This is a genomic window from Kocuria sp. KKT182, from assembly GCF_055635395.1.
This window is the reverse complement of the sequence record NZ_CM145757.1, coordinates 359191-384812: the sequence shown is the minus strand read 5'-3', so window position 1 is coordinate 384812 and position 25622 is coordinate 359191. Positions and strand designations below refer to the sequence as shown.

Genomic DNA, 25622 nt, shown 5'->3' with positions numbered 1-25622 from the left:
CGGGGCCCGGCGGGTCAGCCGGCGCGGCCGGACAGTGCGCTCAGGCGACCTGGTTGATGATGGCCTCGGCGACCTCCCGCATGGAGAGCCGGCGGTCCATGGAGGTCTTCTGGATCCAGCGGAACGCCTCGGGCTCGGTGAGGCCCATCTTGGTGGTCAGCAGCGACTTCGCGCGCTCCACGAGCTTGCGGGTGGCGAACTGCTCCTTCATGTCCGAGACCTCGCGCTCGAGCGCGGCGATCTCCTCGGCGCGGGAGATCGCGATCTCGATCGCGGGCACGAGGTCGTCCACCGTGAACGGCTTGACCACGTAGGCCATGGCCCCCGCCTCGCGGGCGCGCTCCACGAGTTCCCGCTGGCTGAAGGCCGTCAGCAGGACCACCGGGGCGATCCGGTCCGAGGCGATCTGCTCCGCCGCGGTGATCCCGTCGAGGACGGGCATCTTCACGTCCATGAGCACGAGGTCGGGGCGGTGCTCGCGGGCGAGCTCCACGGCGCGCTGGCCGTTGTCGGCCTCCGCGACCACCTCGTAGCCCGCGTCTTGGAGCATCTCCACGATGTCCAGGCGGATCAGGGTCTCGTCCTCGGCGACCACCACCCGGCGGGCCGGGCGCAGGTCGTTCTCCGCCGCCTCGCCGGACAGGTCGTCGCGGGTCTCGGGCTCCTCCGCCGGGGAGGGGTTCGGCTGCTCCGTCACGCTGACTCCTTGGCTGCTGGTGCGTCGTTGCCCGCGCCGCGCGGGCAGCGGGGCCGGCGGCGCCCGACTGCCCGGCGCCGCGCGTTCCGTCCGATCAGCCCCAGCCTATAACTGTTGTAGAGTGGTCGAGCGCAGGAGCCGCCCTCCCGAGGCGGCGCGGACTGCGACCGCAGGCCCAAGTGGCGGAATTGGCAGACGCGCCGCACTCAAAATGCGGTTCCCCTGGAGTGTGGGTTCGAGTCCCACCTTGGGCACCAGCACCCCGGACCTCTCGGTCCGGGGTCTTCTCGTCCCGCCCCCGTGCCGTCAGCCCGCGGCGCCCCGCTCCCGCACCAGGTTGGTGACCCGGGCGGTGGACAGCCGCCGCCCCCGCTCGTCGGTCATCACGACCTCGTGGACGGTGAGCGTGGCGCCCAGGTGCAGCGCCGTGCACGTGCCGGTGACCGTCCCGGAGGCCACGCCGCGCTGGTGCGTCGCGTTGACGTCGACACCCACCGCGTACCGCCCCGGACCGGCGTGCACGCTGGCCGCGGTCGAGGCGAGCGTCTCGGCGAGGACGCAGTGCGCTCCCCCGTGCAGGATCCCGCCCGGCTGCGTGTTCGGCTCGACCGGCATCGTGGCGACCGCCCGCCCGGGCGTGAGCTCCGTGAACCGGATGCCCATCGCCCGGGCGAGACCGCCCATCCCGTGCCCGGGGAAGGCGGCGTGCAGCTCCTCGGGGACCCCGTGCTCGCGCAGGTCCCGGGAGTGCTCCTCGGGGGTCATGGCCGGGGGGCTGCTCACCCCTCCCGCCACGGTCCCACGCGCTCGCGCCGCTGACCGCTGCCCAGCAGCTCCCCGGCGTCGGCGACGTCGCCCACGCGGTGCACCTTGACGAGGTTCGTGGTGCCGGCGACCCCGGGGGGCGAGCCGGCGCAGATCACCACGAGGTCGTCCTTGCCCGCGAGGCCCTGCTCCTGGAGGTGCAGGTCGACCTGCCGGGTCATCTCGTCGGTGTGGTCGACCTTCGCGACCTGGATCGGCTGCACGCCCCACAGCAGGGACATGAGCGCCGTGACGAGGGGCTCCGGGGTGAACGCCAGGATCGGGTGGGCCGGGCGCAGCCGGGAGAGCCGGCGGGCGGAGTCCCCGGACTGGGTGAACGTGCAGAGGTAGCTGACGTCGAGCTGCCGGGCGATGGTCACCGCCGCCCGCGTCACCGCGCCACCGCGGGTTCGGGGCTCCGTGCCCAGCGCCGGGACGCGCTCGAGGGCCTGGGACTCGATGGCCTCGATGATGCGGGCCATCGTCTCGATCGTCTCGATCGGGTACTTGCCCACCGAGGTCTCCCCGGAGAGCATGACCGCGTCGGCGCCGTCGAGCACGGCGTTGGCGCAGTCGGAGGCCTCGGCCCGGGTGGGGCGGGGGCTGTCGATCATCGACTCGAGCACCTGGGTCGCGACGATCACGGGCTTGGCCCAGCGCCGGGCGAGCTCGATGGCGCGCTTCTGCACGATCGGGACCTGCTCCAGCGGCAGCTCCACGCCGAGGTCCCCGCGGGCCACCATGATGCCGTCGAACGCGTCGATGATCTCGTGCAGGGCGTCCACCGCCTGCGGCTTCTCGATCTTGGCGATCACCGGCAGCCGCCGGCCCTCCTCGTCCATGATCTCGTGCACCCGCACGATGTCCTTGGCGTCGCGCACGAAGGACAGGGCGATCAGGTCCACGCCGCGGCGCAGGGCCCAGCGCAGGTCGTCCTCGTCCTTCTCCGACAGGGCCGGGACGTTCACGGCCACGCCGGGAAGGTTGATGCCCTTGTTGTTGGACACCGCCCCGCCCACGACCACCTCGGTGGTGACGGTGGTGTCCGAGACGGCGGTGGCGCGCAGGGCGACCCGGCCGTCGTCGATGAGCAGCGGGTCGCCCACGTTGACGTCGCCCGGCAGGGCCTTGTGCGTGGTGGAGCACAGGCTCGCGGTGCCCTCGACGTCCTCGACGGTGATGGAGAACACATCGCCGGGGAGCAGCTCGTGCGGGCCGTCCGCGAAGCGGCCGAGCCGGATCTTCGGTCCCTGCAGGTCCGCGAGGATCGCGACCGTCTGCCCGGCGTCCGCCGAGGCGCGCCGCAGGTTCTCGTAGGACGCGTCGTGCACGGAGTGGTCGCCGTGGCTCATGTTGAGCCGGGCCACGTTCATGCCGGACCGGATCGCCTGGGAGAGGTTCTCGTACGAGGAGATGGCCGGGCCGATCGTGGCCACGATCTTTGCTCGTCGCATGTGTGCCGCCTTGGGTCGAGGGATGCCACCGGGGAGGACGCGCACAGCACTGCGGCCGGGGGCTCCGTCGCGCAGGACACGACGCAGCTCCCGGCCGCACTGCCTGGATGTCCGCCCTGGGGCGGGAGGTCGTTCCCAGCCTACCAACGCCGCCGCCGGTGTCGAGGCGCCCGGCCCGTCGGCCCGCCCCGGACGTGCGACGGCGCGGGCCGTGGGGCCCGGTGCCGTCCTACAGGGTGAGGTCGATGGCCCGGTCGGTCGGGGCCACGGGCTCGGGCAGACGGGTCGAGCCCATGAGGAACCGTTCGACGGCGGCCGCGCAGGCGCGGCCCTCGGCGATCGCCCAGACGACGAGGGACTGGCCGCGGCCGGCGTCGCCGCACGCGAAGACGCCGTCCACGCTGGTCATGTACCGGTCGTCCCGGGCCAGGTTGGTCCGGCCGTCCAGCTCGGCGCCGATCTGCTCGGTGATGTCCTCGGACTCGTTGCCGGTGAAGCCCAGGGCCAGGAAGACGAGGTCCGCCGGGATCACCCGCTCGGTGCCGCCCTTGGGGGCGCGCCGGCCGTCGGGCAGGTACTCGGTCTCGGCGACCTTCAGGCCGGTGAGCCTGCCGCCCTCCCCCACGAACTCCACGGTGGAGGCCATGTAGGTGCGGTCGCCGCCCTCCTCGTGGGAGGTCGAGACCTCGAAGACCTTGGGCATCATCGGCCACGGGTCGGCGTCGGAGCGGTCCGCGGCGGGCTTGCGCCCGATCGCCAGGGACGTGATCGACGCCGCGCCCTGGCGGTTGGCGGTGCCGATGCAGTCCGAGCCGGTGTCGCCGCCGCCCAGGACGATGACGTGCTTGCCCGCCGCGGAGATCTGGTCCTCGACCTCGTCCCCGGCCACCACGCGGTTGCCCTGCACCAGGTAGTCCATCGCGAAGTGGACGCCGTCCAGGTCCCGGCCCGGGATCTCGAGGTCCCGCGGCCGGGTGGCGCCGGTGGCGACCACCACGGCGTCGTAGCGGCGCTTGAGCTGGTCCCAGGTGATGTCCTTGCCGATCTCCACCCCGGGGCGGAAGCGGGTGCCCTCGGCGCGCATCACGTCGAGGCGCCGGTCGAGGACCTCCTTCTCCATCTTGAAGTCGGGGATGCCGTAGCGCAGCAGCCCGCCGATGCGGTCGTCGCGCTCGTAGACCGCCACCGTGAACCCGGCCTGGGTCAGCTGCTGGGCGACCGCGAGGCCGCCGGGCCCGGAGCCCACGACCGCCACGGTCTTGCCGACCAGGCGCTGGGGCACGTACGGCTTGACGATGCCCTCGTCGAAGCCCATCTCCCCGATCGAGTACTCGATCTGCTTGATGGTCACCGCCGGCTGGTTGATGCCGAGCACGCACGAGGACTCGCACGGGGCCGGGCAGACCCGCCCGGTGAACTCCGGGAAGTTGTTGGTGGCGTGCATGCGCTCGACCGCCTCGGCGTCGAGGCCCCGCCACACGAGGTCGTTCCACTCGGGGATCAGGTTGCCGAGGGGGCAGCCCTCGTGGCAGAAGGGGATCCCGCAGTCCATGCACCGGCCGGCCTGCTTCTGCAGGACCCCCCGGTCCTGGGCCTCCTGGACCTCCTTCCAGTCCATGATCCGGACGGGCACCGGCCGCTTGGGGCGGTCGACGCGCTCGGTCACCTTCATGAAACCGCGCGGATCAGCCACGGGTCGTCACCTCCAGGATCTTGTGCCAGGCCTCGTCGCCGTCGGGGTCCTGCCCCTGGGTCCGGGCCTCTTCGCGGATGCCCTGCACGGCGGCGTACTCCCGCGGCAGGACCTTGGTGAAACGCCCGAGCGTGGCCACGGGGTCGGCCAGGAGCCGGTCCGCGAGCTCGGAGCCCGTCTCCTCGGCGTGCTTCGTGATGAGCGCCAGCACGACTTCGGCGTCCGCCTCGTCCAGGGGCAGCAGCTGCAGCTCGCCGCCGTCGCGCGCCTGCTTGTTGACCGAGGTCTCGGCGAGGTCGATGACGTAGGCCACGCCGCCGGACATGCCGGCGCCGAAGTTGCGCCCCGTGCGGCCGAGCACCAGGGCGGTGCCGCCGGTCATGTACTCGCAGCCGTGGTCGCCGATGCCCTCGACCACCGCCGTGGCGCCCGAGTTGCGCACCAGGAACCGCTCGCCCACGGTGCCGCGCAGGAAGATCTCCCCGCTCGTGGCGCCGTAGCCGATCACGTTGCCCGCGATGACGTTCTCGGAGGCCTCGAACACCGCGTCCCGCTCGGGGCGCACGATGATCCGCCCCCCGGACAGGCCCTTGCCGCTGTAGTCGTTGGCGTCGCCCTCGAGCCGCAGGGTGATGCCCTGCGGGAGGAACGCGCCGAGGGACTGGCCGGCCTGGCCTGTGAGCGTCACGTCGATGGTGTCGTGGGCGAGGACGTCCGTGCCGAACGTCCGCGTCACCACGTGGCCGAGCATCGTGCCGACCGCACGGTCCGTGTTGATGATGTGCTGCTGGATCCGCACGGGCTCGCGCTTCTCCAGGGCGGCCCGGGAGAGCCGGATCAGCTCGTTGTCGAAGTGCTTCTCCAGCTCGTGGTCCTGGCCGCGCATGTTGCGCACCGCCGCGCCCCGGTGCTCGAGCACCGTGGAGTGCAGGATCGGCGAGAGGTCCAGCCCGTGCGCCTTCCAGTGGTCGATGGCGTCCTTGGTCTCGAGGACCTCGGCGTGCCCGACGGCCTCCTCGATCGAGCGGAACCCGAGCTGGGCCAGGTACTCCCGGACCTCCTCGGCGATGAACTCGAAGAAGTTCACCACGTGCTCGGCCCGCCCCGTGAACCGCTTGCGCAGCTCCGGGTTCTGGGTGGCCACGCCCACCGGGCAGGTGTCCAGGTGGCACTTGCGCATCATGATGCAGCCCTCGACGATCAGCGGCGCCGTGGCGAAGCCGAACTCCTCCGCGCCGAGCAGCGCGGCGACGATCACGTCCCGGCCGGTCTTCATCTGCCCGTCCGCCTGGACGACCACGCGGTCCCGCAGCCCGTTGAGCATCAGCGTCTGCTGGGTCTCGGCGAGGCCGAGCTCCCAGGGGGCGCCGGCGTGCTTGAGGGAGTTCAGCGGGGCCGCGCCCGTGCCGCCGTCGTGCCCGGAGACGAGCACCACGTCCGCCTTGGCCTTGGTGACACCCGAGGCCACGGTGCCGATGCCGATCTCGGAGACCAGCTTGACGTGCACCCGGGCCTGCGGGTTGGAGCGCTTGAGGTCGTAGATCAGCTGCGCCAGGTCCTCGATCGAGTAGATGTCGTGGTGCGGCGGCGGCGAGATCAGGGACACGCCCGGGGTGGAGTGGCGCGTGCGGGCGATCCACGGGTACAGCTTCTGGGCCATGAGCTGGCCGCCCTCGCCGGGCTTCGCGCCCTGGGCCATCTTGATCTGGATGTCGTCGGCGTTGGTCAGGTACAGGCTCGTGACGCCGAACCGGCCGGAGGCCACCTGCTTGATCGCCGAGCGCCGCTGCGGGTCGAGCAGCCGGTCGACGTCCTCGCCGCCCTCACCGGTGTTGGACTTCGCGCCGAGCCGGTTCATCGCGATCGCCAGGGTCTCGTGCGCCTCCTGGGAGATGGAGCCGTAGCTCATCGCCCCGGTCTGGAAGCGCTTGACGATCGAGCTGACGGGCTCGACCTCCTCGAGCGGCACCGGCTTGCGGTCCGCGGTGAAGCCGAGCAGCCCGCGCAGGGTCAGCAGCTTCTTCGTCTGGTCGTCCACGAGCTTCGTGTAGGACTTGAAGATGTCGTAGCGGCCGGTGCGGGTGGCGTGCTGCAGCCGGAAGACGGTCTGGGGGTTGAACAGGTGCGGCGGGCCGTCCCGGCGCCAGTCGTACTCGCCGCCGGTCTCGAGGTCCCGGTGGGGCTCGGTCACGCCGTCCGCCGGGTACGCCCGGCGGTGGCGGGAGGCCGTCTCCTCCGCGATCACGTCGAGGCCGATGCCGCCGATCTGGGTGTGGGTGCCGGTGAAGTAGTCGTCCACGAGCTCGCGCGACAGGCCGAGGGCCTCGAAGACCTGGGCGCCGCAGTAGGAGGAGACCGTGGAGATGCCCATCTTGGACATGATCTTCTGCACGCCCTTGCCCAGGGCCTTGATCAGGTTGTGCACCGCGTGCTCGGTGGTGATCCCGGTGAGGTCGCCCGAGCGGACCAGCTCCTCCGCGGACTCCATCGCCAGGTAGGGGTTCACCGCGGACGCGCCGTAGCCGATGAGCAGCGCCACGTGGTGGACCTCGCGCACGTCGCCGGCCTCCACGACCAGCGCCACCTTGGTGCGGGTCGCGGAGCGCAGGAGGTGGTGGTGCACGGCCGAGGTGAGCAGCAGCGACGGGATCGGGGCCCACGCGCCGTTGGAGTCGCGGTCGGAGACGATCACGTACTCGACGCCGCGGGCCACGGCCGCGGAGACCTTCTCGCAGATCTCCGCGATCCGGGCGCGCAGGGACTCCGCGCCGCCGTCGGGGCGGTACAGGCCCCGCACCTTGAGGGCCGCGGGCATCCCGTCCTCGCCCTCCAGGTGCAGGAACTGGTCCAGCTGGTCGTTGTCGATGACCGGGAAGTCCACCGCGACCTGGCGGGTGCGCACCCGCTCGGTGGTCAGCAGGTTGCCGGAGGGGCCCACGGAGCCGCGCAGGCTCGTCACGAGCTCCTCGCGGATGGCGTCCAGCGGGGGGTTGGTGACCTGGGCGAAGGACTGCACGAAGTAGTCGAACAGGGTGCGGGACTTCTCGGAGAGCACGGCGATCGGGGTGTCGGTGCCCATCGCGTAGATGGGCTCGGCGCCCTTGGCCGCCATGGGCCCCACGATCATCTTCAGCTCCTCCTGCGTGTACCCGAAGGTCTTCTGGCGCAGGGTGATGGAGGAGCGCGGGTGGATCATGTGCTCGCGCTCGGGGAGGTCCGTGATGTCGACGATGTTGCTGTCGGCCCACTCCTCCCACGGGGCGGCGGAGGCGATCTGGGCCTTGATCTCGGCGTCCTCGACGATCCGGCCCTGCGCGGTGTCCACGAGGAACATCGTGCCCGGGGACACGCGGCCCTTGCGCACGATCTTGCGGTCCCCGACGTCGACGACGCCGACCTCCGAGGCGAAGACGACCAGGCCGTCGTCCGTGACCCAGAACCGGCCGGGGCGCAGCCCGTTGCGGTCCAGCAGGGACCCGACCTGCACGCCGTCGGTGAAGGCCACCGCGGCGGGCCCGTCCCACGGCTCCATGAAGGAGGCGTGGTAGCGGTAGAACGCCTTGCGGGCGGGGTCCATGGTCTCGTGGTTCTCCCAGGCCTCCGGGATCATCATCATCATGGCCTGGGTGACCGGCCGGCCGGAGAGCACGAGCAGCTCGGCGACCTCGTCCAGGGACTGCGAGTCGGAGGCGCCCTCCGAGCAGATCGGGAACAGCTCCTCGGGGTTGCGGCCCAGCAGCGGGGACTTCAGCTGCGACTGGCGGGCGCGCATCCAGTTCCGGTTGCCCTTGACGGTGTTGATCTCGCCGTTGTGCGCGAGCGTGCGCATGGGCTGGGCCAGCGGCCACGAGGGGAAGGTGTTGGTGGAGAACCGGGAGTGCACGATCGCGAGCTCGGTGGTGAACCGCTCGTCGGACAGGTCCGGGTAGAAGGGCTCGAGCTGCTGGGTGGTCAGCATGCCCTTGTAGACGATCGTGCGCGAGGACAGCGAGGGGAAGTAGACGCCGGACCGGTTCTGGGCGCGCTTGCGCAGCCGGAACGCCTTCTGGTCCAGGCGCCGCCGGGCGGCCTCGTCCTCGGGGGCCGGCGTGGTCTCGGCCACGAACAGCTGCACGAAGTAGGGCATGACTTCCCGCGCGGACCGGCCCACCACGGACTCGGCGATCGGGACGGGCCGCCAGCCGAGGACCTGCAAATCCTCGGAGCGCGCGAGCTCCTCGAGGGCGCCCTGGATCCGCTCCGCGTTCTCCCCGCCGTGCGGGAGGAACGCGGTGCCCACGGCGTAGCCGCCCAGGGGCGGCAGCTCGAAGTCCAGCACGGCGCGGAAGAACGCGTCCGGCAGCTGGGTCAGCAGCCCGGCGCCGTCACCGGTGCCCTCGTCGCCGCCCACGGCGCCGCGGTGCTCCAGGTTGCGCAGTGCCGTCAGCGCCGCGTCGACGATCTCGTGGCTCGGGGCGCCGTTGAGGGTCGCGACCACGGCGAGGCCGCACGCGTCCTTCTCCTCGTCCGGGTGGTAGAGGCCCTGCTCCTCGGGCGCGTTGGAGAACTGCTCGAACGGGGACTCCGGCTGCTCCTGCGCGGTCTCGGCGGGATCGGCCGGACGCGGGTCCGTGCCGCCCTGGGCGGAAGTGTCACCGGGGGTGCCGGCCGGGGTAGAGGTCATGACTGACGTCTCCTCACCATGGGATGCGGTCAACAGGAGCGGCCCCCGCGGCAGAGCTCCGGTCGGGAGGTGCCGCCGGATCGTGAGCTGCCGCCGACGTCCTCGAGCAGTGGTCGAAGAGGTGCCGGGCGGCGGAAGGGCCCCGTTCCAGGAATGTCCGACGATGGACGATCGTGGCGTGCACCGGAGCGGTGGACGTGGTTCACCCGTCCGCCGGTCAGGCGCTGGAAAAATCTAGCACTCAGATGTTACAGCTCTGAAAACTCTCCGGCCAGGAGCCCCGGTGCGGCCCCCGGTGCGGTATCAGGCGCGCGAGGACTCCACCGCGGCGCCGCGGGCCCTGCGGCGGCGGAGCACCACCGCCGCGAAGAGGGCCAGCCCGAGCAGCACGAGCCCCAGGGCGGTCCACACGTGCACGCGCAGGCCCAGCACCATGAGGGACGGGTCGATCCGCAGGAACAGCTCGATGAGCATCCGGCCCAGGCCGTAGTGGACCAGGTAGAGCGCGAAGAGGCGGCCGCCGTCCAGGCGGAACCGCCGGTCCAGGGCCAGCAGGAGCACCACGCCGAGCAGGTTCCACAGGGACTCGTAGAGGAACGTGGGGTGGAAGAGCGTGTCGGCCGGCAGCCCGGCCGGGAAGTTCGGGCTGCCGGGGTCGATCTCGAGGCCCCACGGCAGGGTGGTGGGCCGGCCGAAGAGCTCCTGGTTGAACCAGTTGCCCCAGCGCCCGATCGCCTGCGCGAGGAGCAGGCCGGGTGCCGCGGCGTCGGCGAAGACGGCCAGGGAGACGTTGTTGCGGCGGCACACCCACCACGCGGCCGCCGCGCCGAAGGCCACGGCCCCCATGATCCCGAGGCCGCCCTCCCAGATCCGCAGCGCGTCGACGGGGTCGGCGCCCGGGCCGAAGTAGCCTGCCGGGTCGGTGATGAGCACGTGGTAGGCGCGGGCGCCCACGATCCCGGCGGGAACGGCCCACATCACGATGTCCCACACGATCTCCGGGTCCAGCCCCCGGGCCGCCCAGCGGCGCGTGGTCAGCCACAGCGCCGCGGCGATGCCCGCGAGGATGCACAGCGCGTAGGCGTGCACGGTCAGCGGGCCGAGCGAGAAGCCGGACCAGTCCGGGGAGGGAATGCCCTGCCGGAGCGGGGCGCTCATCAGGGCGGGCACGGGGGGAACGGCGCTCAGCAGCATGCGGTGGGGCCTCGGCTCGTGGGGTCGTCGGGACGGGCGGCCCCGCCCGGAGGAGGGCGGGGCGCCACGTCACGCTATCAGGCGCGCCCGGCCAGTTCCCGGGCCAGCGCGCCCACGGCCTCGGGGCCGCCGTCGGCCAGCGCCTGCACGAGGGCGGTGCCCACGATGACGCCGTCCGCATAGGCCCCGATCTCCTCGACGTGCTCCCGGCGGGAGACGCCCAGGCCCACGCACACGTGCTGGGCCCCGGCGGCGCGGGTGTCCGCCACGAGCTTCTCGGCGACGTCGGAGACGGCGTCCCGGGCGCCGGTGACGCCCATCACGGAGACCGCGTAGACGAAGCCGCTCGCGGCCTTGACCACCAGGTCGAGCCGCTCCCGCGAGGAGGAGGGCGCCACCAGGAAGATCCGGTCCAGGCCGTGGGCCTGGGACGCGGCGAACCACTCCCGGGCCTCGTCGGGGATCAGGTCGGGGGTGATCATCCCCGCTCCCCCGGCCTCGGCGAGCCGGCGGGCGAACGTGTCGACGCCCATCTGCAGGACGGGGTTCCAGTAGGTCATCACCACGGGCACCGCGTCGGTCCGCTCGGCCACGGCACGGACCACGCGGAACACGTCGGCCACCCGGAACCCGTTGGCGAGGGCCGTGGTGGTCGCGTGCTGGATCACCGGCCCGTCCATGACGGGGTCCGAGTACGGGATGCCGATCTCGATGACGTCGGCGCCGCTGGTGCCCAGGGCCACGGCCGCCTCGATGGACTCGTCGACGGTCGGGAAGCCGGCGGGGAGGTAGCCGACGAGGGCCGGCCGGCCATGGTCCCGGCACTCGGCGATGCGCGCGGCGAGCCGCGAGCCGGGGTCGGCGCTCAGGCCCGGCGGCAGGAGGCGGGAGGCGAGGTCCGCCCCGGGGGTCTCGTGTCGGGTGGTGCTCACAGTCGCTCGCCCTTCTCGCCGAGCTCGGCCTCGGCGCTGTCGTCCGGTAGCATCCCGAACCATTCCGCGGCGGTCGCCACGTCCTTGTCGCCGCGCCCGGAGAGGGAGACCACGATGATCTTCTCCGCGGCCGCCTCCGGCCCGAGCTCCTCCACCCAGCGCCGGCCGATCTTCAGCGCGCCGGCCAGGGCGTGGGAGGTCTCGATGGCGGGGATGATGCCCTCGGTGCGGCACAGGAGCCGGAAGGACTCCATCGCCTCCACGTCGGTGATCGCCTCGTAGCGCGCCCGCCCGATGTCGTGCAGGTAGGAGTGCTCGGGGCCCACGGCCGGGTAGTCCAGGCCCGCGGAGATCGAGTGGGACTCGAGCGTCTGCCCGTCCTCGTCCTGCATGAGGTAGGTCCGGGCGCCGTGCAGCACCCCGGGGCGGCCCAGCGAGATCGTGGCGGCGTGGCGTCCGGACTCCACGCCGTCCCCGCCGGCCTCGAGGCCGTAGAGCTCCACCGAGGGGTCGTCCAGGAAGCCGTGGAAGATGCCGATCGCGTTGGACCCGCCGCCCACGCAGGCCGCGACGGCGTCCGGGAGGCGCCCGGCCTGGGCCAGGATCTGCTCGCGGGTCTCCTCGCCGATCTGCTCGTGGAAGTAGCGGACCATCGCGGGGAACGGGTACGGCCCCGCCGCGGTGCCCAGCAGGTAGTGGGTGTGCTCGACGGAGGCGACCCAGTCCCGCAGGGCCTCGTTGATCGCGTCCTTCAGCGTGCGGGAGCCGTTGGTCACGGGCACCACGGTGGCTCCCAGCAGCTCCATGCGCGCGACGTTGAGGGCCTGGCGCCGGGTGTCCTCCTCGCCCATGTAGACCACGCACTCCATGCCGAACAGGGCGGCGGCGGTGGCCGAGGCCACGCCGTGCTGGCCGGCGCCGGTCTCGGCGATCAGCCGGGTCTTGCCCATCCGGCGCGCCAGCAGGGCCTGGCCGAGCACGTTGTTGATCTTGTGCGAGCCGGTGTGGTTGAGGTCCTCCCGCTTGAGGAAGATCCGGCACCCGGCCTCGGCGGCGAAGCGCTGGGCCTCGGTGAGCAGGGAGGGCCGGTTCGAGTAGTCGCGGGAGAGCCGCTGGAACTCCGCGGTGAACTCCGGGTCGGCCTTCGCCTTCTCGAACACGTCCGTGAGCTCGTCGAGCGCGGCGATGAGGGACTCGGGCATCCACCGGCCCCCGAAGTCCCCGAAGTACGGTCCGGGGGCCTCGCGCAGGGAGGCGGCCTCCGCGGCGACGGCCTCCGCCTCGGCCTCGGGGACGTGCCGCCGGGCGCGCGCGGCGGCACCGGCGGCGCGGAAGGCCGCGATGGTGGACGCGGGCTCGGCGCTGCGCACGAGGGCCTCGCCGACCAGGACGGCCTTGGCACCGTGCGAGGCGTAGAGGGCGATCTGCTCCTCGCCCTCGACGCCGGACTCGGCCACGATCACCGCGTCCTGGGGCAGGAGGCCGGCGAGCCGGCCGAAGGTCTCGACGTCGGTGTCGAGGGTCTTGAGGTTGCGGACGTTGACGCCCACGATGCGGGCGCCCACGGCGACCGCCCGCTCGATCTCCTCGGGCGTGTGCGTCTCCACCAGGGCGTGCATGCCCAGCTCGTGGGTCAGCGCGAGGAAGCGGCGCAGCTCGTCGTCGGAGAGGGCGGCGACGATCAGCAGGACGAGGTCGGCCCCGTGGGCGCGCGCCTCCCAGATCTGGTACTCGTCGACCGTGAAGTCCTTGCGCAGCACGGGCACCCCCACGGCCGCGCGCACGGCGTCGAGGTCCGCCAGGGAGCCGTTGAAGCGCCGCTGCTCCGTCAGCACGGAGATCACCGAGGCCCCGCCGTGCTCGTAGGCCGCGGCCAGGCGCGCCGGGTCCTCGATCGGGGCCAGCGCGCCCTTGGAGGGGCTCGAGCGCTTGACCTCGGCGATGACCTGCACGGCGTCCGTGCTGGGTCCCCGGAGCGCCGACTCGGCGTCCAGGGCCGGCGGCCGCTGCGCGGCGGCCCGGCGGAGCTCGTCGAGGCCGACGCGCTCACGGCGCTCCGCGAGATCCGCCCGGACGCCCTCGATGATGGCGTCCAGGACCGTCCCGGTGCTCTGTTGCGACATGGTTTCCTGTCCTCTCGGCGGCGCTGGCCGCGCTGGTGCGTTCGTGGGCCGCGCCCGGACCGGGCGGGGACGGCGACCGGTCCCTTCCGGGGACCGGTCGGCCCGTGCGCGTGCCGCGCTCCCGGGGCCGGCCCGTGCCGGCCCCGGTCTCAGCCCTGGTGCTGGCGCGCCTCGTGCTTGCGCTGCTCGGAGCCGCTGCCGTGGCCCATCCTGCTCAGCACGGCGCCGGCGACGAGCCCGACGACGACCAGCACGATGCCCGCGATCAGCAGGGCGGTGCTGCCCACCGTGAAGCCCACCACGCCCACGATGACGCCCACCGACATGATGCCGACGGTCACCCACGCGGCCAGCGTGTTGCCGTGCCCCACGAAGCCGGTGTGGTCGAGGACGATCTCGTTTCCGTTTGCCATGTTGTTGCACTCCCGATTTCCCTGCCGGAGCCGGCCGGCTCCGCGCGCACGGCCCCGGCGGGGCGCGGCGGTTGCTGACAGTCTGTCCCGTCCCATTGTGCCACCCCTCGGCCCGCGCCCGCGCACGCCCCACGGGGCCCCGGGGCGCCCGCTCCCCCGCCGCGGCGGGCCCGGGCCCCGGGGCGGGCAGGGTGCTCAGGCGGTGGGGTCGCGGCCCTCGGTGAGGGCGTCCCACGAGTCGATCTCGTCGCCGGAGCGGGCCGTCCCGGCCGGGGGCCCGTCCGCCCCGGAGCGCTCGTAGCGCCGGGCCGCGGTCCAGGTGCGGCCGGCCACGAGGGCCCAGGCGCCGCACAGCGCCACGAGCGCCGAGGCGGCCGCCGCGAGCGGGGGCCAGGCGGTGACGGCCAAGTCGCCGCCGGCGTTGATCATGCCGGTGGCCTCGCCCACGGCGGTCTGCGCGGCCCCGGCCGGATCGGCCAGCACGGCCACGGACGCGGCCAGTGCGCCGAGGCCGGCGAGCACGACCACCACGGACACCACGGTGCGCAGCACCCGGCCGGAGATCGCCGTGGTGAGGGCGCCGGCGGCCGCGACGAGCCCGAGGGCGGTGACGGCCGGCGCGGCGTCGGACCCGGCGACGTCCACGGTCACGGGCTCGAGCGTGGTCTGCACCGTGGCGGAGACCCAGGTGGCGGCCGAGCAGGCGAACACGGCCAGGGCGGCGACCAGAGTGGCGAGCACCACCGTGGACCGCCGGGACAGCGCCGCCCGCCGGGAGCCGCGGGCCTCAGGCACGCCCGGCGCCCGTCTCCGGCACGGCCACCCGGTCGAGGTCCAGGGCGTGCAGCCGCTCGGCGAGCAGCACCGCCCGCAGCGGTGCGGTGGCCTTGTTGAGGGACTCGAGGGCCTCGGTCTCGGGGTCGGAGTCGGCGACGATCCCGCCGCCGGCCTGGACGTAGGCCTTGCCGTCGACGAGCAGGGCCGTGCGGATGGCGATGGCCATGTCCATGTCCCCCGCGAAGTCGAGGTAGCCGACCACGCCGCCGTAGACGGCGCGGCGCAGGGGCTCGTACTCGTCGAGCAGGCGCAGGGCCCGGGGCTTGGGCGCCCCGGAGAGGGTGCCGGCGGGGAACGTCGCGGCGAGCACGTCGTAGGCGGTGGCGTCCGGGCGCATCCGGCCGACGACGTTGGAGCACAGGTGCATGATGTGGCTGAAGCGCTCCACCTCCATGAACTCCGTGACCTCCACCGAGCCCGGGACGGCGATCTTGGAGATGTCGTTGCGCGCGAGGTCCACGAGCATGAGGTGCTCGGAGCGCTCCTTCTCGTCCTGGAGCAGGTCCCGCTCCAGCGCCAGGTCCTCCTCGACCGTGCGCCCGCGCGGGCGGGACCCGGCGATGGGGTGGGTCACCGCCTGGTCCCCCGTGACGGTCACGAGCGCCTCCGGGGAGGAGCCGACGATCGAGAAGGGACGGCCGCCGGCGTCCTCGAAGCTGTACAGGTACATGTACGGGCTGGGGTTGATGGCGCGCAGCATGCGGTAGACGTCGAGGGAGTCGGCCGTGCACCCGGTCTCGAAGCGCCGGGAGACGACCACCTGGAAGATGTCCCCGTCCACGATGGCCTTCTTGCCCTCCACGATGGAGTTCATGAACAGGGTGCGGTCCCAGCTCTGGTCGACCTTGGACTCCAGGTCCCCCCGGATCTCGTCGCTGCCGGTGAGCGTCGAGGCCGTGCCGTGGCCGAGGGGCCGGGCGAGCCGCTCCAGCATCGCGTGCACCCGGTCCACCGCGTCGGCCCAGGCCTCGTCGACGCGCTCGTCGGTGTCGTCGAAGTTGATCGCGTTGGCCACGAGCATCACGGTGCCGTCCGTGTTGTCGTGGACAGCGATGTCCGAGACCAGGTTCATGGCCAGCTCGGGGATGCGCAGGTCGTCCTCCGGCGGGTGCGGGAGCTTCTCCCAGCGGCGCACGGCCTCCCAGCCGACGAAGCCCACGAGCCCGGAGGTCAGCGGGGGGACGTCCTCGAAGCGCTCCGTGTGCAGCAGCGCCATGGTGTCCCGCAGCGCCTCGACGGGATTGCCGCCGGTGGGGGCGCCGGCCGGGGCCTGCCCGATCCAGTGCGCCTCTCCGTTCCGGGCGGTGAGCGTGGCCCGCGAGTCGGCGCCGATGAAGGAGTAGCGGGACCAGACGCCGCCCTCGGCGGCGGACTCGAGGAGGAACGTGCCCGCCCGGGCCGCCCCGTCCTCGAGGGCGAGGGCCCGGTAGAGACCGATCGGGGTCATGGCGTCCGCGAGGATCTTGACGCGGACGGGGATGACGCGGCGCTCCGCGGCGAGCGCGCGGAACTCCTCGAGCGTGGGGCTGATGCTGCCCAGGTCCTGCATGGGTGTCGACCTGACTTCCTGGTGGCGGACGGGAGGGAGGAGGGTGGCGGGGCTCAGACGGCGGCGACGGCGCCGAGGTCGCGGCCGTCGAAGCAGCTGCGGGTGCCGGTGTGGCAGGCCGCCCCGGTCTGGTCGACCCGGACGAGGAGGGCGTCGCCGTCGCAGTCGAGGCTCACGCTGTGCACGGCCTGGATGTGCCCGGACGTGTCGCCCTTGCGCCAGTACTCCTGGCGGGAGCGGGACCAGAACGTCACGCGGCCCTCCGTGAGGGTGCGGCGCAGGGCCTCGTCGTCCATCCAGCCCAGCATGAGCACCTCGAGGGTGTCGTGCTGCTGCACCACGGCGGCCACGAGGCCCAAGGGGTCGCGCTTGAGCCGCCGGGCCACGGCGGGGTCGAGGACGTCGGTTCCGGTGTCGGGGGTCTGCTCGCTCATCGCCACCCATCCTATCGACCTGTCCGGGCGGCCCGGCCCCCGGCGCCCCCCGGCGTCCGCCGGGGGGCGCCGGAGCCGTCAGGGGGCCTCCGGCCGGGCGCACCACCGGAGCCCGTCCGTGTCCTCGCCCGTGTCTTCGCCCGTGTCCTCGTACTCGTCGGGGGACCCCCCGGTGTCCGCGTGGCCGAGCAGCCGGCGGGTCAGCGCCTCCCGGCCGGAGAGGATCTCGTCGAGGGCGGCGGACAGGTCCGCGTCCGCCGCGTCCTCGCCCCGGACGGCCGCCGCGAGGACGGCCCGGCGGACCAGCTCCTTCGGGAAGGAGCCGGTGGTCCCCTCCGCGCGCACCGCCGCGGCGTCGAGGGCGGCGGCGGAGAACCGCTGCTCCCCCGCGTACCGCCGGAACAGCCGGGACCGGGCGTCCGCGTCCGGCAGCGGCACCTCGACCGCGAGGTCCACGCGCCCGGGGCGCTCGGCGAGCGCCCGCTCCAGCACGGCCACGCGGTTCGTCGTGAGGACGAACGCGACGTCGGCGTCGCCGTCGAGCCCGTCCAGGGCGTCGAGCACCTCGAAGAGCATCGGCTGGGGCCCGGGCCCGAGGTCCCGGTCCATCGCCACGAGGTCGACGTCCTCGAGCACCACGATCGACGGCTGGAAGGTGCGGGCCACCTCGGCGGCGGCCCCGATGAGGTGCAGGCCCGACCCGGTCAGCAGGATCGCCGTGGTCCCCGGGGTGACGGAGAGCAGGTGCCGGACCGTGAGGGTCTTGCCGGTCCCCGGCGGGCCGTGGAGCAGGATCCCGCGCTTGAGGTGCTGGCCCGCGGCCCGGAGCGCGTCGCGGTGCTCCCCGATGCCCACGACGTGCCCCACCACCTGCTCCAGCAGGCCCGGGGGCAGCACGATCTCGTCGGCGGGCACGTGCGGGCGCGGCAGGAACGTGGCCCCGGCCTCGCTGCCGTACTCGGTGGCGGCGAACGAGAGCACCTGGCCGCGCAGCACGCTGCGCTCGAGCATCAGCGCCCGCAGCCGGGCGAGGAACGTGGCGCAGACGGCGGGGTCCGCGGCGAGCACCTCCAGGACCACCTGCGACCGGCCGTACTCGGGCCGGGGCATGCGCTGGAGCACGGCCACCGGCACCCCGTCCACGGTGAGGCACCGGATGCCGAACGCGACGACCTGCCGCTCGGTGGCCGGGCCCGTGGCCCGGGTCGCGTAGTCGACGGGGCCGATGTCGGCCCCGGAGTACGGGGCCGTGAGCAGCTCGGCGAGGCCGAGGTCGTCGCGGCTCCGGCCGCCGCTGACGCCGAGGAGGGAGCCCGGCCCGTCCCCCGCCAGCTCGGCGAGGGCGATGTCGACGTCCGCCAGGCGGTGCGGGGCGAAGTCCTCCGAGACCACGGGCAGGGTGCGCACGTCCGCGCCGAGCACCGCGGACAGGTGCCGCCCGAGCGGCGTGGGCTCGTCCCCGCGCTCGGGCGGCAGGGCGGCGAGGCGGTCCACCAGGCGCCGGACCGAGCGCAGGAGCTGGGCGTCGTCCGGATCAGGGACCGGGCCGGCGGGAGAGGAGTCGTCCATGGGCCGACCCTACCGGGACGGTGGGCAGACGGGTGGCGGCGACGGTCAGGAAGGACACCGCGAGGATCAGCACGGACAGCCCGAGGGCGTAGGTGCCCACCGCGCGATAGCCGCCCACCAGGGCGGGGTCGAGGAAGAAGTACGGGTACCAGCCCACCAGCTGCCCGCGGACCAGGGTGTACACGGCCCACAGCGCCGGGAACACGGTGGACGCCCAGGTGGCGGCCCAGCGCAGCCGCCGGCGGCCCGGGCACAGCAGGAAGTCGGCCACGGCGTAGACCGGCAGCACGAAGTGCAGCACCTGCGAGGACAGCGGGACGAGGAAGAGGTGGCCGAACAGCTCTGCGTTGGCCAGCAGCACCCCGAACACCGCCCCGGAGACCACGGTGTAGGTGGTGGCCATCGCCCGGAGCCCGGTCAGCCAGCCCGGCTCCTGCGCCCCGGCGGCGGTGTGCAGGAGGGCCAGCAGCACGGCCAGGATCAGCAGCACGGCGCTGTGGACCGTGAAGTAGCTGAACAGGTTCGACCCCAGGCAGGTGCGCGTCACGAAGGCGCAGTCCGCCCGCGAGACCAGGGCCCAGACCGCGACGGCCAGGGCGCAGGCCCGGGCGGCGACGACGACGACTCGCACGTTCGTCCTCCTCCCGGCCCTCCGGGCTCCAGGATAGGAGTTCCGGCACCCCCAGGCCGTGCCCGCCCGCCCGTGGCCCTGCCAGGTCGGGTCGGCGGCGCCTATGGTGGGAGCAGGACCAGAGCGGCGACGGCGGGCGGGACCGAGACGATGCATCCCAGGGCGGCGACGGGGCGGCGCGCCGCCCCCGGCACGGCGGTGGCCGCGCTCGTCGTCGCGGTGCTGTGCGGATGCGGGAGCCCCGGCGCCCCGGGCCCGCCGACCGGCTCCCCCACGGCCGCGGCGCCCCCGGCCTCCCCCGCTGCGTCGACCGCTCCCGCCACGGACGTCACGTGGGGCGCCTATCCGGACCGCCGGGAGGCGTGCGCGGCGGTCGCCGACGACATCCTGGTGCTCGCGCTGCTGCCGGCCGGCCTCTCGGCGGGCCCGACCGTGGCGGAGGTGCAGGACGTCGAGGACGAGGTCGAGGCCGTGCGCGGGGCCGCTCCTCCGGCGCTGGCCGCGGACTACGCGCGGGTGCAGCTGCTGGTCGACTCCTACGGGGAGGACCTGGCGGAGGACCCCTCGGCGCGGTTCGACGGGCAGGCGCTCGACGAGGCGCTCGTCCCGGTGCGGGACTGGTTGGAGGGGACCTGCCGGGACGGCGACCGAGCCTGAGGTCTCAGCGGCGCAGCGTGGCGGCGGGCGGCTCCCCGAACCGGGCCCGGTAGGCGGTCGCGAAGCGCCCGGGATGGCCGAAGCCCCAGCGGGCGGCGACGGCCGCGACCGTCACGCCCCCGGCCGGGTCGGCCCGGAGCAGCTCCTGCTGGGCGGCGTCCAGGCGGGCCTCCCGCAGGTAGCCGACGGGGGTGCGCCCGAGCTCCCGGCGGAACGCGGCCTGCAGCCCCCGGGGGCTCATCCGTGCCGCCGCGGCGATCTCGGCGAGACCGACGTCCTCGTGCAGGTGCTCGTCGACGAAGGCGACCGCCCGGCGCACCTGCGCCGGCAGCGCCCGTGCGCTCTCCGACGGCGCCGGCTGCGCCAGGAAGGTGTTCGGGAAGCAGTGCAGCAGGGCACCGGCCAGCGACCGGAACGCCTCGGCCCGCACCAGGGGCGTGCGCAGCGCCTCCGCGTTGGGCAGCAGGTCCCGGTGGAAGTGCCGGACCTGGGCCAGCCAGTACCGCGTCATCTGCGCGGACACGGGCGTGCTGCCCGTGTCCGCGCAGCGCGAAGTCCGGCCGGCCGAGCAGGTTGCGCGCGATCGCCTCGACCGAGCGGGCGTCCAGGACCACGGTGCTCAGCTCCAGCAGCCCGTCCCACCGGCCGCCGTACAGACCCTGGGGCAGCAGGAACGGCAGGGTCGTGCCGATGCGCTCCTTCCCGGAGCTGACCGTCAGCCGCCCGGTCAGCACGTGCACGACCGAGTACGTGCCCGAGACGTCGCCCGTGCCGGAGGACTCCGAGGTGGACAGCCGGAACCGGTGCGCCAGGAGCGGGCCCGTCGAGGCCGCCGCCATGCGCAGCTCGAACGAGGCGTCGGTGGGTGGGCGCATGCCGAGACCCGTGTAGAGCTCGGACATGGCGGCGATGCCCCGGTCGGCGTCGTTCGTGGCGAACGACGTCCGGCGGACCGGGTCCGCCGCGGGGCCGGAGTTCTCGCCCGGGGCGGACGGCTCGGTCGTGGTCATGGATGTCCTCGGCACGTGCAGGAGCGGCCCCGTTCCGGGGCCGCTCCTGGTTCGGTGCGCTATCGGCGGTTGAGGAGGCCGCGCAGCATGCCGCCCAGACCGCGGCCGCTCCTGCCCGCGCCCGCCTGGCCGGCGGCGTTCATTCCGCGGGTGCCCCGGCGTCCGCCGGCGGGACGGCCGGCGGTCCCCCCGGCACGTCCGGTGAAGCTCCTGATGATGCTGTTCAGTCCCACGGTGGACTCTCCTTCGGGTCGGCCTGTCGAGCGACTGTCGTCAGCTCACTGTCGACTCTACGCCCGGTGGCCGTCCCGGACCACGGGGCCGTTCAGCGGACCTCGTGGCCGGCCGCGCGCAGCGCGTCCTTGACCTCGGCGATCGCGTGCACGGGACCGAAGTGGAAGATCGAGGCGGCGAGCACGGCGTCCGCGCCCGCGTCCACCGCCGGCGGGAAGTGCTCGGGGGCGCCCGCGCCGCCGGAGGCGATGAGGGGCACGTGCACCCGGGCGCGCACGGCTTGGATCATCTCCAGGTCGAAGCCCGCCCGGGTGCCGTCCGCGTCCATGGAGTTGAGCAGGATCTCCCCCACGCCGCGGTCCTCGGCCTCCTGCGCCCAGTCCAGGGCGTCGAGACCGGTCAGCGTGCGCCCCCCGTGGGTCGTGACCTCGAAGCCGGAGGGCGTGTTGCCCGTGCGGCGGGCGTCGAGGGAGAGGACGAGCACCTGGCTGCCGAAGTGCCCGGTGATCTCGTCGATCACGCCGGGCCGGGCGACCGCGGCGGTGTTGATGGACGCCTTGTCCGCGCCGCAGCGCAGCAGCCGGTCGACGTCGGCGACCGCGCGGACGCCGCCGCCCACCGTGAGCGGGATGAAGACCTGCTCGGCCGTGTGGGAGACCACGTCGAAGGTCGTGGCCCGGGCCGCCGAGGAGGCCGTGACGTCGAGGAACGTCAGCTCGTCCGCACCGGCCTCGTTGTAGCGCTTGGCGAGCTCCACCGGGTCACCGGCGTCGCGCAGGTTCTCGAAGTTCACGCCCTTGACGACTCGACCGGCGTCGACGTCCAGGCAGGGGATGACACGTACGGCAACGCCCACGGGCGGCACCTCCTCGGCTGCGGGGATGGGGCGGGAAGGGGGTCAGATCCGGGCGGCCTGGATCGGGGAGACCAGGATGGCGCGGGCCCCGACGTCGTAGAGGGCGTCCATGACCTTGTTGGTCTCGGACTTGGGGACCATGGCGCGCACGGCCCAGGCGTTGCCGCGGCCGAGCCGGGAGATGGTGGGCCCCTCCATTCCGGGGGTGATCCGGGTGGCGGCCTCGACGTACTCCTCGGCGACGTCGTAGTCCATCAGCACGTACTGCCGGGCCACGAGCACGCCCTGCAGGCGCCGCCGGAGCACGGCCAGGCCCTCGGGCTCCCCGGCCGCACGGCTGCGGATGAGCAGCGCCTCGGAGGTCATGATGGGGTCGCCGAAGACCTGCAGGCCCGCGGCGCGCAGGGTGTTGCCGGTCTCCACGACGTCGGCGATCGCGTCCGCCACGCCCAGCCGGATGGAGGACTCCACGGCGCCGTCGAGGCGGACCACGGAGGCCTCCACGCCCTGCTCGGCGAGGTAGTCGCGCAGCAGGCCGTCGTAGCTCGTGGCGATCCGCCGGCCCGCCAGCTCGGCGATCGAGGAGAACTCGCCCGCCGGGCCCGCGAACCGGAACGTGGAGCGGGCGAAGTCCAGCCCGAGGTCCTCGTCGGCGTGGGCCCCGGAGTCCAGGAGCAGGTCCCGGCCGGTGATCCCGACGTCGAGGATGCCCCCGCCCACGTACACCGCGATGTCCCGGGGGCGCAGGTAGAAGAACTCGACGTTGTTCTCGGGGTCCACGAGCACCAGCTCGCGGGAGTCCCGCCGCTGCCGGTAGCCGGCCTCCTTGAGCATGGTGACGGAGGACTCGGACAGGGCGCCCTTGTTGGGCACTGCGACACGCAGCATGGGGTTCCTTCTCGGCTCAGGGAGTTCGGTGGGGCGGGGACGGACGGTGCGGCGGGGGGCTCAGAGGTGGCGGTAGACGTCCTCGAGCCGCAGACCCTTCGCGACCATCATCACCTGCACGTGGTAGAGCAGCTGCGAGATCTCCTCCGCGGCCTGCTCCGAGGTCTCGTACTCGCAGGCCATCCAGACCTCGGCGGCCTCCTCGACGACCTTCTTGCCGATGCCGTGCACGCCGGTGTCGAGCTCCCGGACCGTGCCGGAGCCCTCCGGTCGGGTCACGGCTTTGTCGCTGATCTCGGCGAAGAGGGTCTCGAAGGTTTTCACGACTACCAGGGTAATGGGTCCGCGACGGCCTCCGGACCGGCGCGGGCCCGCACGCCCCGCGGGACGGGGCTCAGACCCCGAGGGAGCGCAGCAGCAGCGCGGTGCGCACCGCGGCGGCCGTGGCCTCGTAGCCCTTGTCCTCGTGGGAGCCCTCGAGCCCGGCGCGGTCCAGGCCCTGCTGCTCGGTGTCGCACGTGAGCACGCCGAAGCCCACGGGCACGCCGGTGCGCACCGACACGTCCGTGAGGCCCTGCGTGGCCGCCGAGCACACGTAGTCGAAGTGCGGGGTGCCGCCGCGCACGACCACGCCGAGGGCCACCACGGCGTCGAGGCCCGGGGCGAGGCGGGCCGCAGCGACGGGCAGCTCGAAGCTGCCGGGCACGCGCACGACCGGCGCGTCCCGCACGCCGGCGTCGGCGAGCGCACGGCGGGCGCCGTCGACCAGCCCGTCCATGATCTCGGTGTGCCAGCTGGAGGCGACGACGGCGACGCGCAGGCCGCTCGCGTCGTCGGTGCTGAGGTCGATGTCGGGGGCGCCGTGTCCGCTCATGGGGTGTGGTCTCCTGTGCCGTTGGTGGTGCTGTCGGTGGTGCTGTCGTACGTGCGGTCGGTCGTGCTGTCGGTGCTGCGGTCGGCCCGGCCGCCGGGCTCCGCCGCAGGGCCGCGGTGGGCGGTGGGGTCGTCGACGTGGCGCAGGCGGTGCCGCATGCGGTCCCGCTTGGTCACGAGGTAGTCGTGGTTCTCCGGGCGGGCCGGCACCTCGTTCGGCACCATGGCGACCACCTCGATCCCCAGGTCGGCCAGGCGCTCGGCCTTGGCGGGGTTGTTGCTCAGCAGCCGGATCCGGGTCAGCCCGAGCCGGTGCAGGATGGCCGCCGCGGCGGTGTAGTCCCGGGCGTCGGCGGGCAGGCCGAGCAGCTCGTTGGCCTCGACCGTGTCCGCCCCGCCGTCCTGGAGCTTGTAGGCGCGCAGCTTGTTCACCAGCCCGATCCCCCGGCCCTCGTGGTTGCGCAGGTAGATGAGGGTGCCGCCGTCGTCGGAGATCCGGCGCAGCGCCAGGTGCAGCTGGGGCCCGCAGTCGCACCGGTAGGAGCCGAAGACGTCCCCCGTGAGGCACTCGGAGTGCAGCCGCACGAGCGGGGGCCGGCCCACGGGCACGCGGTCCGAGGAGGGCGCGGTGAGGCTGAGGTGCTCGGCGACCGCGTCCCTGGGCCCGCCCGGCAGCTGCCAGCCGATGACCTCGAACCGGCCCTCGGGCGTGGGCACCACCACGGGCTCGGAGCTGACCAGAGGGGCGTCCGGCCTCATCGGCGGTCCTCCTGCAGCTGCGCCGCCAGGTCCTCGATGCTCACGAGCGGGATGCCGTGCCGGTCGGCGAAGGCGCGCAGGGCGGGCAGCCGCATCATCTCGCCCTCGTCGTGGACGAGCTCGGCGATCACGCCGACCGGCTCGAGCCCGGCGAGGGAGCACAGCTCGACGGCGGCCTCGGTGTGCCCGCGGCGCACGGCGACCCCGCCCTCGGCGGCCCGGAGGGGCAGCACGTGCCCGGGCCGGGTGATGTCCCCGGGCCCGGCGGCGGGGTCGGCCAGCACCCGGGCGGTGAGCGCGCGGTCGGCGGCGCTGATGCCGGTGCTCACCCCGAGGCGGGCGTCGCACGTGACGGTGTAGGCGGTGCCCTTCGAGTCCTCGTTGACGTCGACCATCGGGGGCAGCCGCATCGCGTCGGCCCGCGCCCCGGTCATGGGCACGCACACGACGCCGGAGCTGTGCCGGATGGTGAAGCCCATCAGCGCGGGCGTGGCGTGCTCGGCCGCGAAGACGATGTCGCCCTCGTTCTCCCGGTCGGCGTCGTCCACGACGACGACGGGCCGGCCCTGGGCCATGGCCTCGACGGCCGCCCCCACGGGGTCGAGCCGGATCTCCCCGGTCGTCCCGTCGCCCCCGCGGCCGGTCCCCTCGTGGGTGCTGCTGGTCCGCATCATGCTCCTTCTCCTGCCGTGGTCCGGGCCGTCTCCGGCGCCGGGGTGCTGTCGGTCCGGGCGAAGGCCAGCAGGCGCTGGGCGTACTTCGCGAGGACGTCGACCTCGAGGTTGACGGACGCGCCGACGGGGCGGCGTCCGAGGGTGGTCTCGGCGAGGGTGGCCGGGATGAGCCCGACCTCGAACCAGTGCTCCCCGGCGCCGGGGGAGCTGACCGCCGTCACCGTGAGGGACACGCCGTCCACGGCGATCGACCCCTTCTCGGCGAGGAACGGGGCGAGCTCGGCGGGCACGGCGACCCGGACCCGCTCCCACTCCCCCAGGTCCTCGCGGACCGTGACGGTGCCCGTGCCGTCGACGTGGCCCTGGACCACGTGCCCGTCCAGCCGACCGCCGGCGGGCACGCAGCGCTCCAGGTTCACGGTGTCCCCGGCGGCCAGCGCCCCGAGGTTGGTGCGCACGAGCGTCTCGCCGATGACGTCGGCCAGGAACTGCCCGGGGCCGATCTCCTCGGTGCGCGTGGCCGTGAGGCAGACCCCGTTGACGGCGAGGGAGCCGCCGTGCGGCAGGTCGGCCACGAGCGGGCCGGCGTCCACGAGGAGGCGGGCGCTCGTGCCGTCGGGGCGGGGGTCGACCGAGCGCACGGTGCCCTGGCCGGCGACGATTCCTGTGAACATGCGG

At 73.8% G+C, this 25622-nt stretch carries 24 protein-coding genes and 1 tRNA gene; 3 read left to right on the top strand and 22 right to left on the bottom strand.

Going from position 1 to position 25622, the window contains the following annotated elements; translation table 11 throughout:
- Positions 1-40 precede the first annotated feature (40 nt).
- Positions 41-643: an ANTAR domain-containing response regulator gene (locus tag ACZ2G1_RS01685; protein ID WP_031282683.1), complete on the bottom strand. Its 603-nt coding sequence runs from the start codon at positions 641-643 to the stop codon at positions 41-43.
- A gap of 227 nt (positions 644-870) precedes the next feature.
- Here ACZ2G1_RS01685 and ACZ2G1_RS01680 point away from each other — a divergent pair.
- Positions 871-954: transfer RNA gene (locus tag ACZ2G1_RS01680), tRNA-Leu, on the top strand.
- A 49-nt stretch (positions 955-1003) separates the two neighbouring features.
- On the opposite strand, the gene ACZ2G1_RS01675 is transcribed toward ACZ2G1_RS01680, so the two are convergent.
- From ACZ2G1_RS01675 to ACZ2G1_RS01615, 13 genes are all read right to left on the bottom strand, one after another.
- Complete coding sequence (locus tag ACZ2G1_RS01675; RefSeq protein ID WP_017832866.1) at positions 1004-1480, bottom strand: PaaI family thioesterase; 477 nt, start codon at positions 1478-1480, stop codon at positions 1004-1006.
- Positions 1477-2955 carry a pyruvate kinase gene (pyk, locus tag ACZ2G1_RS01670; protein ID WP_109268782.1) on the bottom strand — a complete coding sequence of 493 codons (1479 nt, stop codon included), beginning with the start codon at positions 2953-2955 and terminating at the stop codon, positions 1477-1479. Before pyk ends, ACZ2G1_RS01675 begins: the two co-directional genes overlap by 4 nt.
- Positions 2956-3184: 229 nt before the next feature.
- Complete coding sequence (locus tag ACZ2G1_RS01665) at positions 3185-4648, bottom strand: glutamate synthase subunit beta (protein WP_031283259.1); 1464 nt, start codon at positions 4646-4648, stop codon at positions 3185-3187.
- On the bottom strand, positions 4641-9311 hold the full coding sequence (gene gltB, locus ACZ2G1_RS01660; RefSeq protein ID WP_109222607.1) for a glutamate synthase large subunit: 4671 nt from the start codon (positions 9309-9311) through the stop codon (positions 4641-4643). Before gltB ends, ACZ2G1_RS01665 begins: the two co-directional genes overlap by 8 nt.
- A 303-nt stretch (positions 9312-9614) precedes the next feature.
- Complete coding sequence (gene lgt, locus ACZ2G1_RS01655) at positions 9615-10505, bottom strand: prolipoprotein diacylglyceryl transferase (RefSeq protein ID WP_017833962.1); 891 nt, start codon at positions 10503-10505, stop codon at positions 9615-9617.
- Between the two features lie 77 nt (positions 10506-10582).
- Entirely contained in the window at positions 10583-11374 is a 792-nt protein-coding gene (gene trpA / locus ACZ2G1_RS01650; protein ID WP_237740451.1) for a tryptophan synthase subunit alpha, read from the bottom strand.
- A 59-nt stretch (positions 11375-11433) separates the two neighbouring features.
- On the bottom strand, positions 11434-13560 hold the full coding sequence (trpB, locus tag ACZ2G1_RS01645) for a tryptophan synthase subunit beta (protein WP_095651005.1): 2127 nt from the start codon (positions 13558-13560) through the stop codon (positions 11434-11436).
- Positions 13561-13709: 149 nt separating this feature from the next.
- The gene (locus tag ACZ2G1_RS01640) at positions 13710-13973 is read right to left on the bottom strand and encodes an HGxxPAAW family protein (protein ID WP_017833959.1); all 264 of its coding nucleotides are present in this window, start codon (positions 13971-13973) and stop codon (positions 13710-13712) included.
- A 195-nt stretch (positions 13974-14168) separates the two neighbouring features.
- Positions 14169-14768: a Trp biosynthesis-associated membrane protein gene (locus tag ACZ2G1_RS01635; RefSeq protein WP_470377378.1), complete on the bottom strand. Its 600-nt coding sequence runs from the start codon at positions 14766-14768 to the stop codon at positions 14169-14171.
- The gene (locus ACZ2G1_RS01630) at positions 14761-16359 is read right to left on the bottom strand and encodes an anthranilate synthase component I (RefSeq protein ID WP_470377377.1); all 1599 of its coding nucleotides are present in this window, start codon (positions 16357-16359) and stop codon (positions 14761-14763) included. The genes ACZ2G1_RS01635 and ACZ2G1_RS01630 overlap by 8 nt, the downstream gene beginning before the upstream one ends.
- 53 nt (positions 16360-16412) lie before the next feature.
- Positions 16413-16793: a phosphoribosyl-AMP cyclohydrolase gene (hisI, locus tag ACZ2G1_RS01625; protein WP_470377376.1), complete on the bottom strand. Its 381-nt coding sequence runs from the start codon at positions 16791-16793 to the stop codon at positions 16413-16415.
- 78 nt (positions 16794-16871) lie between these two features.
- Complete coding sequence (locus ACZ2G1_RS01620) at positions 16872-18362, bottom strand: AAA family ATPase (RefSeq protein ID WP_470377375.1); 1491 nt, start codon at positions 18360-18362, stop codon at positions 16872-16874.
- Entirely contained in the window at positions 18328-18993 is a 666-nt protein-coding gene (locus tag ACZ2G1_RS01615; protein WP_017833954.1) for a Pr6Pr family membrane protein, read from the bottom strand. Before ACZ2G1_RS01615 ends, ACZ2G1_RS01620 begins: the two co-directional genes overlap by 35 nt.
- Before the next feature lie 150 nt (positions 18994-19143).
- On the opposite strand from ACZ2G1_RS01615, the gene ACZ2G1_RS01610 reads away from it, so the two are divergent.
- Complete coding sequence (locus ACZ2G1_RS01610; protein ID WP_109243818.1) at positions 19144-19650, top strand: hypothetical protein; 507 nt, start codon at positions 19144-19146, stop codon at positions 19648-19650.
- 4 nt (positions 19651-19654) lie between these two features.
- Here the strand turns inward: ACZ2G1_RS01610 and ACZ2G1_RS01605 are convergent, their stop codons facing one another.
- Positions 19655-20161: a helix-turn-helix domain-containing protein gene (locus ACZ2G1_RS01605; protein ID WP_109243825.1), complete on the bottom strand. Its 507-nt coding sequence runs from the start codon at positions 20159-20161 to the stop codon at positions 19655-19657.
- A 173-nt stretch (positions 20162-20334) separates the two neighbouring features.
- Here ACZ2G1_RS01605 and ACZ2G1_RS01600 point away from each other — a divergent pair, with 173 nt between their 5' ends.
- Complete coding sequence (locus ACZ2G1_RS01600) at positions 20335-20541, top strand: hypothetical protein (protein WP_136341564.1); 207 nt, start codon at positions 20335-20337, stop codon at positions 20539-20541.
- Positions 20542-20985: 444 nt separating this feature from the next.
- Here the strand turns inward: ACZ2G1_RS01600 and hisF are convergent, their stop codons facing one another.
- The 7 genes from hisF to ACZ2G1_RS01565 all read right to left on the bottom strand — a co-directional run bounded on the left by hisF (position 20986) and on the right by ACZ2G1_RS01565 (position 25618).
- A complete protein-coding gene (hisF, locus tag ACZ2G1_RS01595; protein ID WP_470377374.1) occupies positions 20986-21750 on the bottom strand; it encodes an imidazole glycerol phosphate synthase subunit HisF in 765 nt (254 codons plus the stop codon).
- 42 nt (positions 21751-21792) lie between these two features.
- The gene (gene hisG, locus ACZ2G1_RS01590) at positions 21793-22638 is read right to left on the bottom strand and encodes an ATP phosphoribosyltransferase (protein ID WP_115162587.1); all 846 of its coding nucleotides are present in this window, start codon (positions 22636-22638) and stop codon (positions 21793-21795) included.
- 60 nt (positions 22639-22698) lie between these two features.
- The gene (locus ACZ2G1_RS01585; protein ID WP_017833948.1) at positions 22699-22962 is read right to left on the bottom strand and encodes a phosphoribosyl-ATP diphosphatase; all 264 of its coding nucleotides are present in this window, start codon (positions 22960-22962) and stop codon (positions 22699-22701) included.
- 70 nt (positions 22963-23032) lie between these two features.
- On the bottom strand, positions 23033-23512 hold the full coding sequence (gene ribH / locus ACZ2G1_RS01580) for a 6,7-dimethyl-8-ribityllumazine synthase (RefSeq protein ID WP_109222602.1): 480 nt from the start codon (positions 23510-23512) through the stop codon (positions 23033-23035).
- The gene (locus ACZ2G1_RS01575; RefSeq protein WP_144836576.1) at positions 23509-24270 is read right to left on the bottom strand and encodes a GTP cyclohydrolase II; all 762 of its coding nucleotides are present in this window, start codon (positions 24268-24270) and stop codon (positions 23509-23511) included. Before ACZ2G1_RS01575 ends, ribH begins: the two co-directional genes overlap by 4 nt.
- Positions 24267-24941, bottom strand: coding sequence for a 3,4-dihydroxy-2-butanone-4-phosphate synthase (gene ribB / locus ACZ2G1_RS01570; protein ID WP_081994146.1), 675 nt, complete (start codon positions 24939-24941; stop codon positions 24267-24269). The genes ACZ2G1_RS01575 and ribB overlap by 4 nt, the downstream gene beginning before the upstream one ends.
- Entirely contained in the window at positions 24941-25618 is a 678-nt protein-coding gene (locus ACZ2G1_RS01565; RefSeq protein WP_017833944.1) for a riboflavin synthase, read from the bottom strand. The genes ribB and ACZ2G1_RS01565 overlap by 1 nt, the downstream gene beginning before the upstream one ends.
- Positions 25619-25622: the final 4 nt, after the last annotated feature.

Coding starts and splice junctions, on each gene's coding strand:
- pyk (WP_109268782.1), bottom strand. CDS start 2,955: ATGCGACGAGCAAAGATCGTGGCCACGATCGGCCCGGCCATCTCCTCG.
- gltB (WP_109222607.1), bottom strand. CDS start 9,311: ATGACCTCTACCCCGGCCGGCACCCCCGGTGACACTTCCGCCCAGGGC.
- lgt (WP_017833962.1), bottom strand. CDS start 10,505: ATGCTGCTGAGCGCCGTTCCCCCCGTGCCCGCCCTGATGAGCGCCCCG.
- trpB (WP_095651005.1), bottom strand. CDS start 13,560: ATGTCGCAACAGAGCACCGGGACGGTCCTGGACGCCATCATCGAGGGC.
- ACZ2G1_RS01640 (WP_017833959.1), bottom strand. CDS start 13,973: ATGGCAAACGGAAACGAGATCGTCCTCGACCACACCGGCTTCGTGGGG.
- ACZ2G1_RS01630 (WP_470377377.1), bottom strand. CDS start 16,359: ATGCAGGACCTGGGCAGCATCAGCCCCACGCTCGAGGAGTTCCGCGCG.
- hisI (WP_470377376.1), bottom strand. CDS start 16,793: ATGAGCGAGCAGACCCCCGACACCGGAACCGACGTCCTCGACCCCGCC.
- ACZ2G1_RS01620 (WP_470377375.1), bottom strand. CDS start 18,362: ATGGACGACTCCTCTCCCGCCGGCCCGGTCCCTGATCCGGACGACGCC.
- ACZ2G1_RS01610 (WP_109243818.1), top strand. CDS start 19,144: ATGCATCCCAGGGCGGCGACGGGGCGGCGCGCCGCCCCCGGCACGGCG.
- ACZ2G1_RS01605 (WP_109243825.1), bottom strand. CDS start 20,161: ATGACGCGGTACTGGCTGGCCCAGGTCCGGCACTTCCACCGGGACCTG.
- hisG (WP_115162587.1), bottom strand. CDS start 22,638: ATGCTGCGTGTCGCAGTGCCCAACAAGGGCGCCCTGTCCGAGTCCTCC.
- ribH (WP_109222602.1), bottom strand. CDS start 23,512: ATGAGCGGACACGGCGCCCCCGACATCGACCTCAGCACCGACGACGCG.
- ACZ2G1_RS01575 (WP_144836576.1), bottom strand. CDS start 24,270: ATGAGGCCGGACGCCCCTCTGGTCAGCTCCGAGCCCGTGGTGGTGCCC.
- ribB (WP_081994146.1), bottom strand. CDS start 24,941: ATGCGGACCAGCAGCACCCACGAGGGGACCGGCCGCGGGGGCGACGGG.
- ACZ2G1_RS01565 (WP_017833944.1), bottom strand. CDS start 25,618: ATGTTCACAGGAATCGTCGCCGGCCAGGGCACCGTGCGCTCGGTCGAC.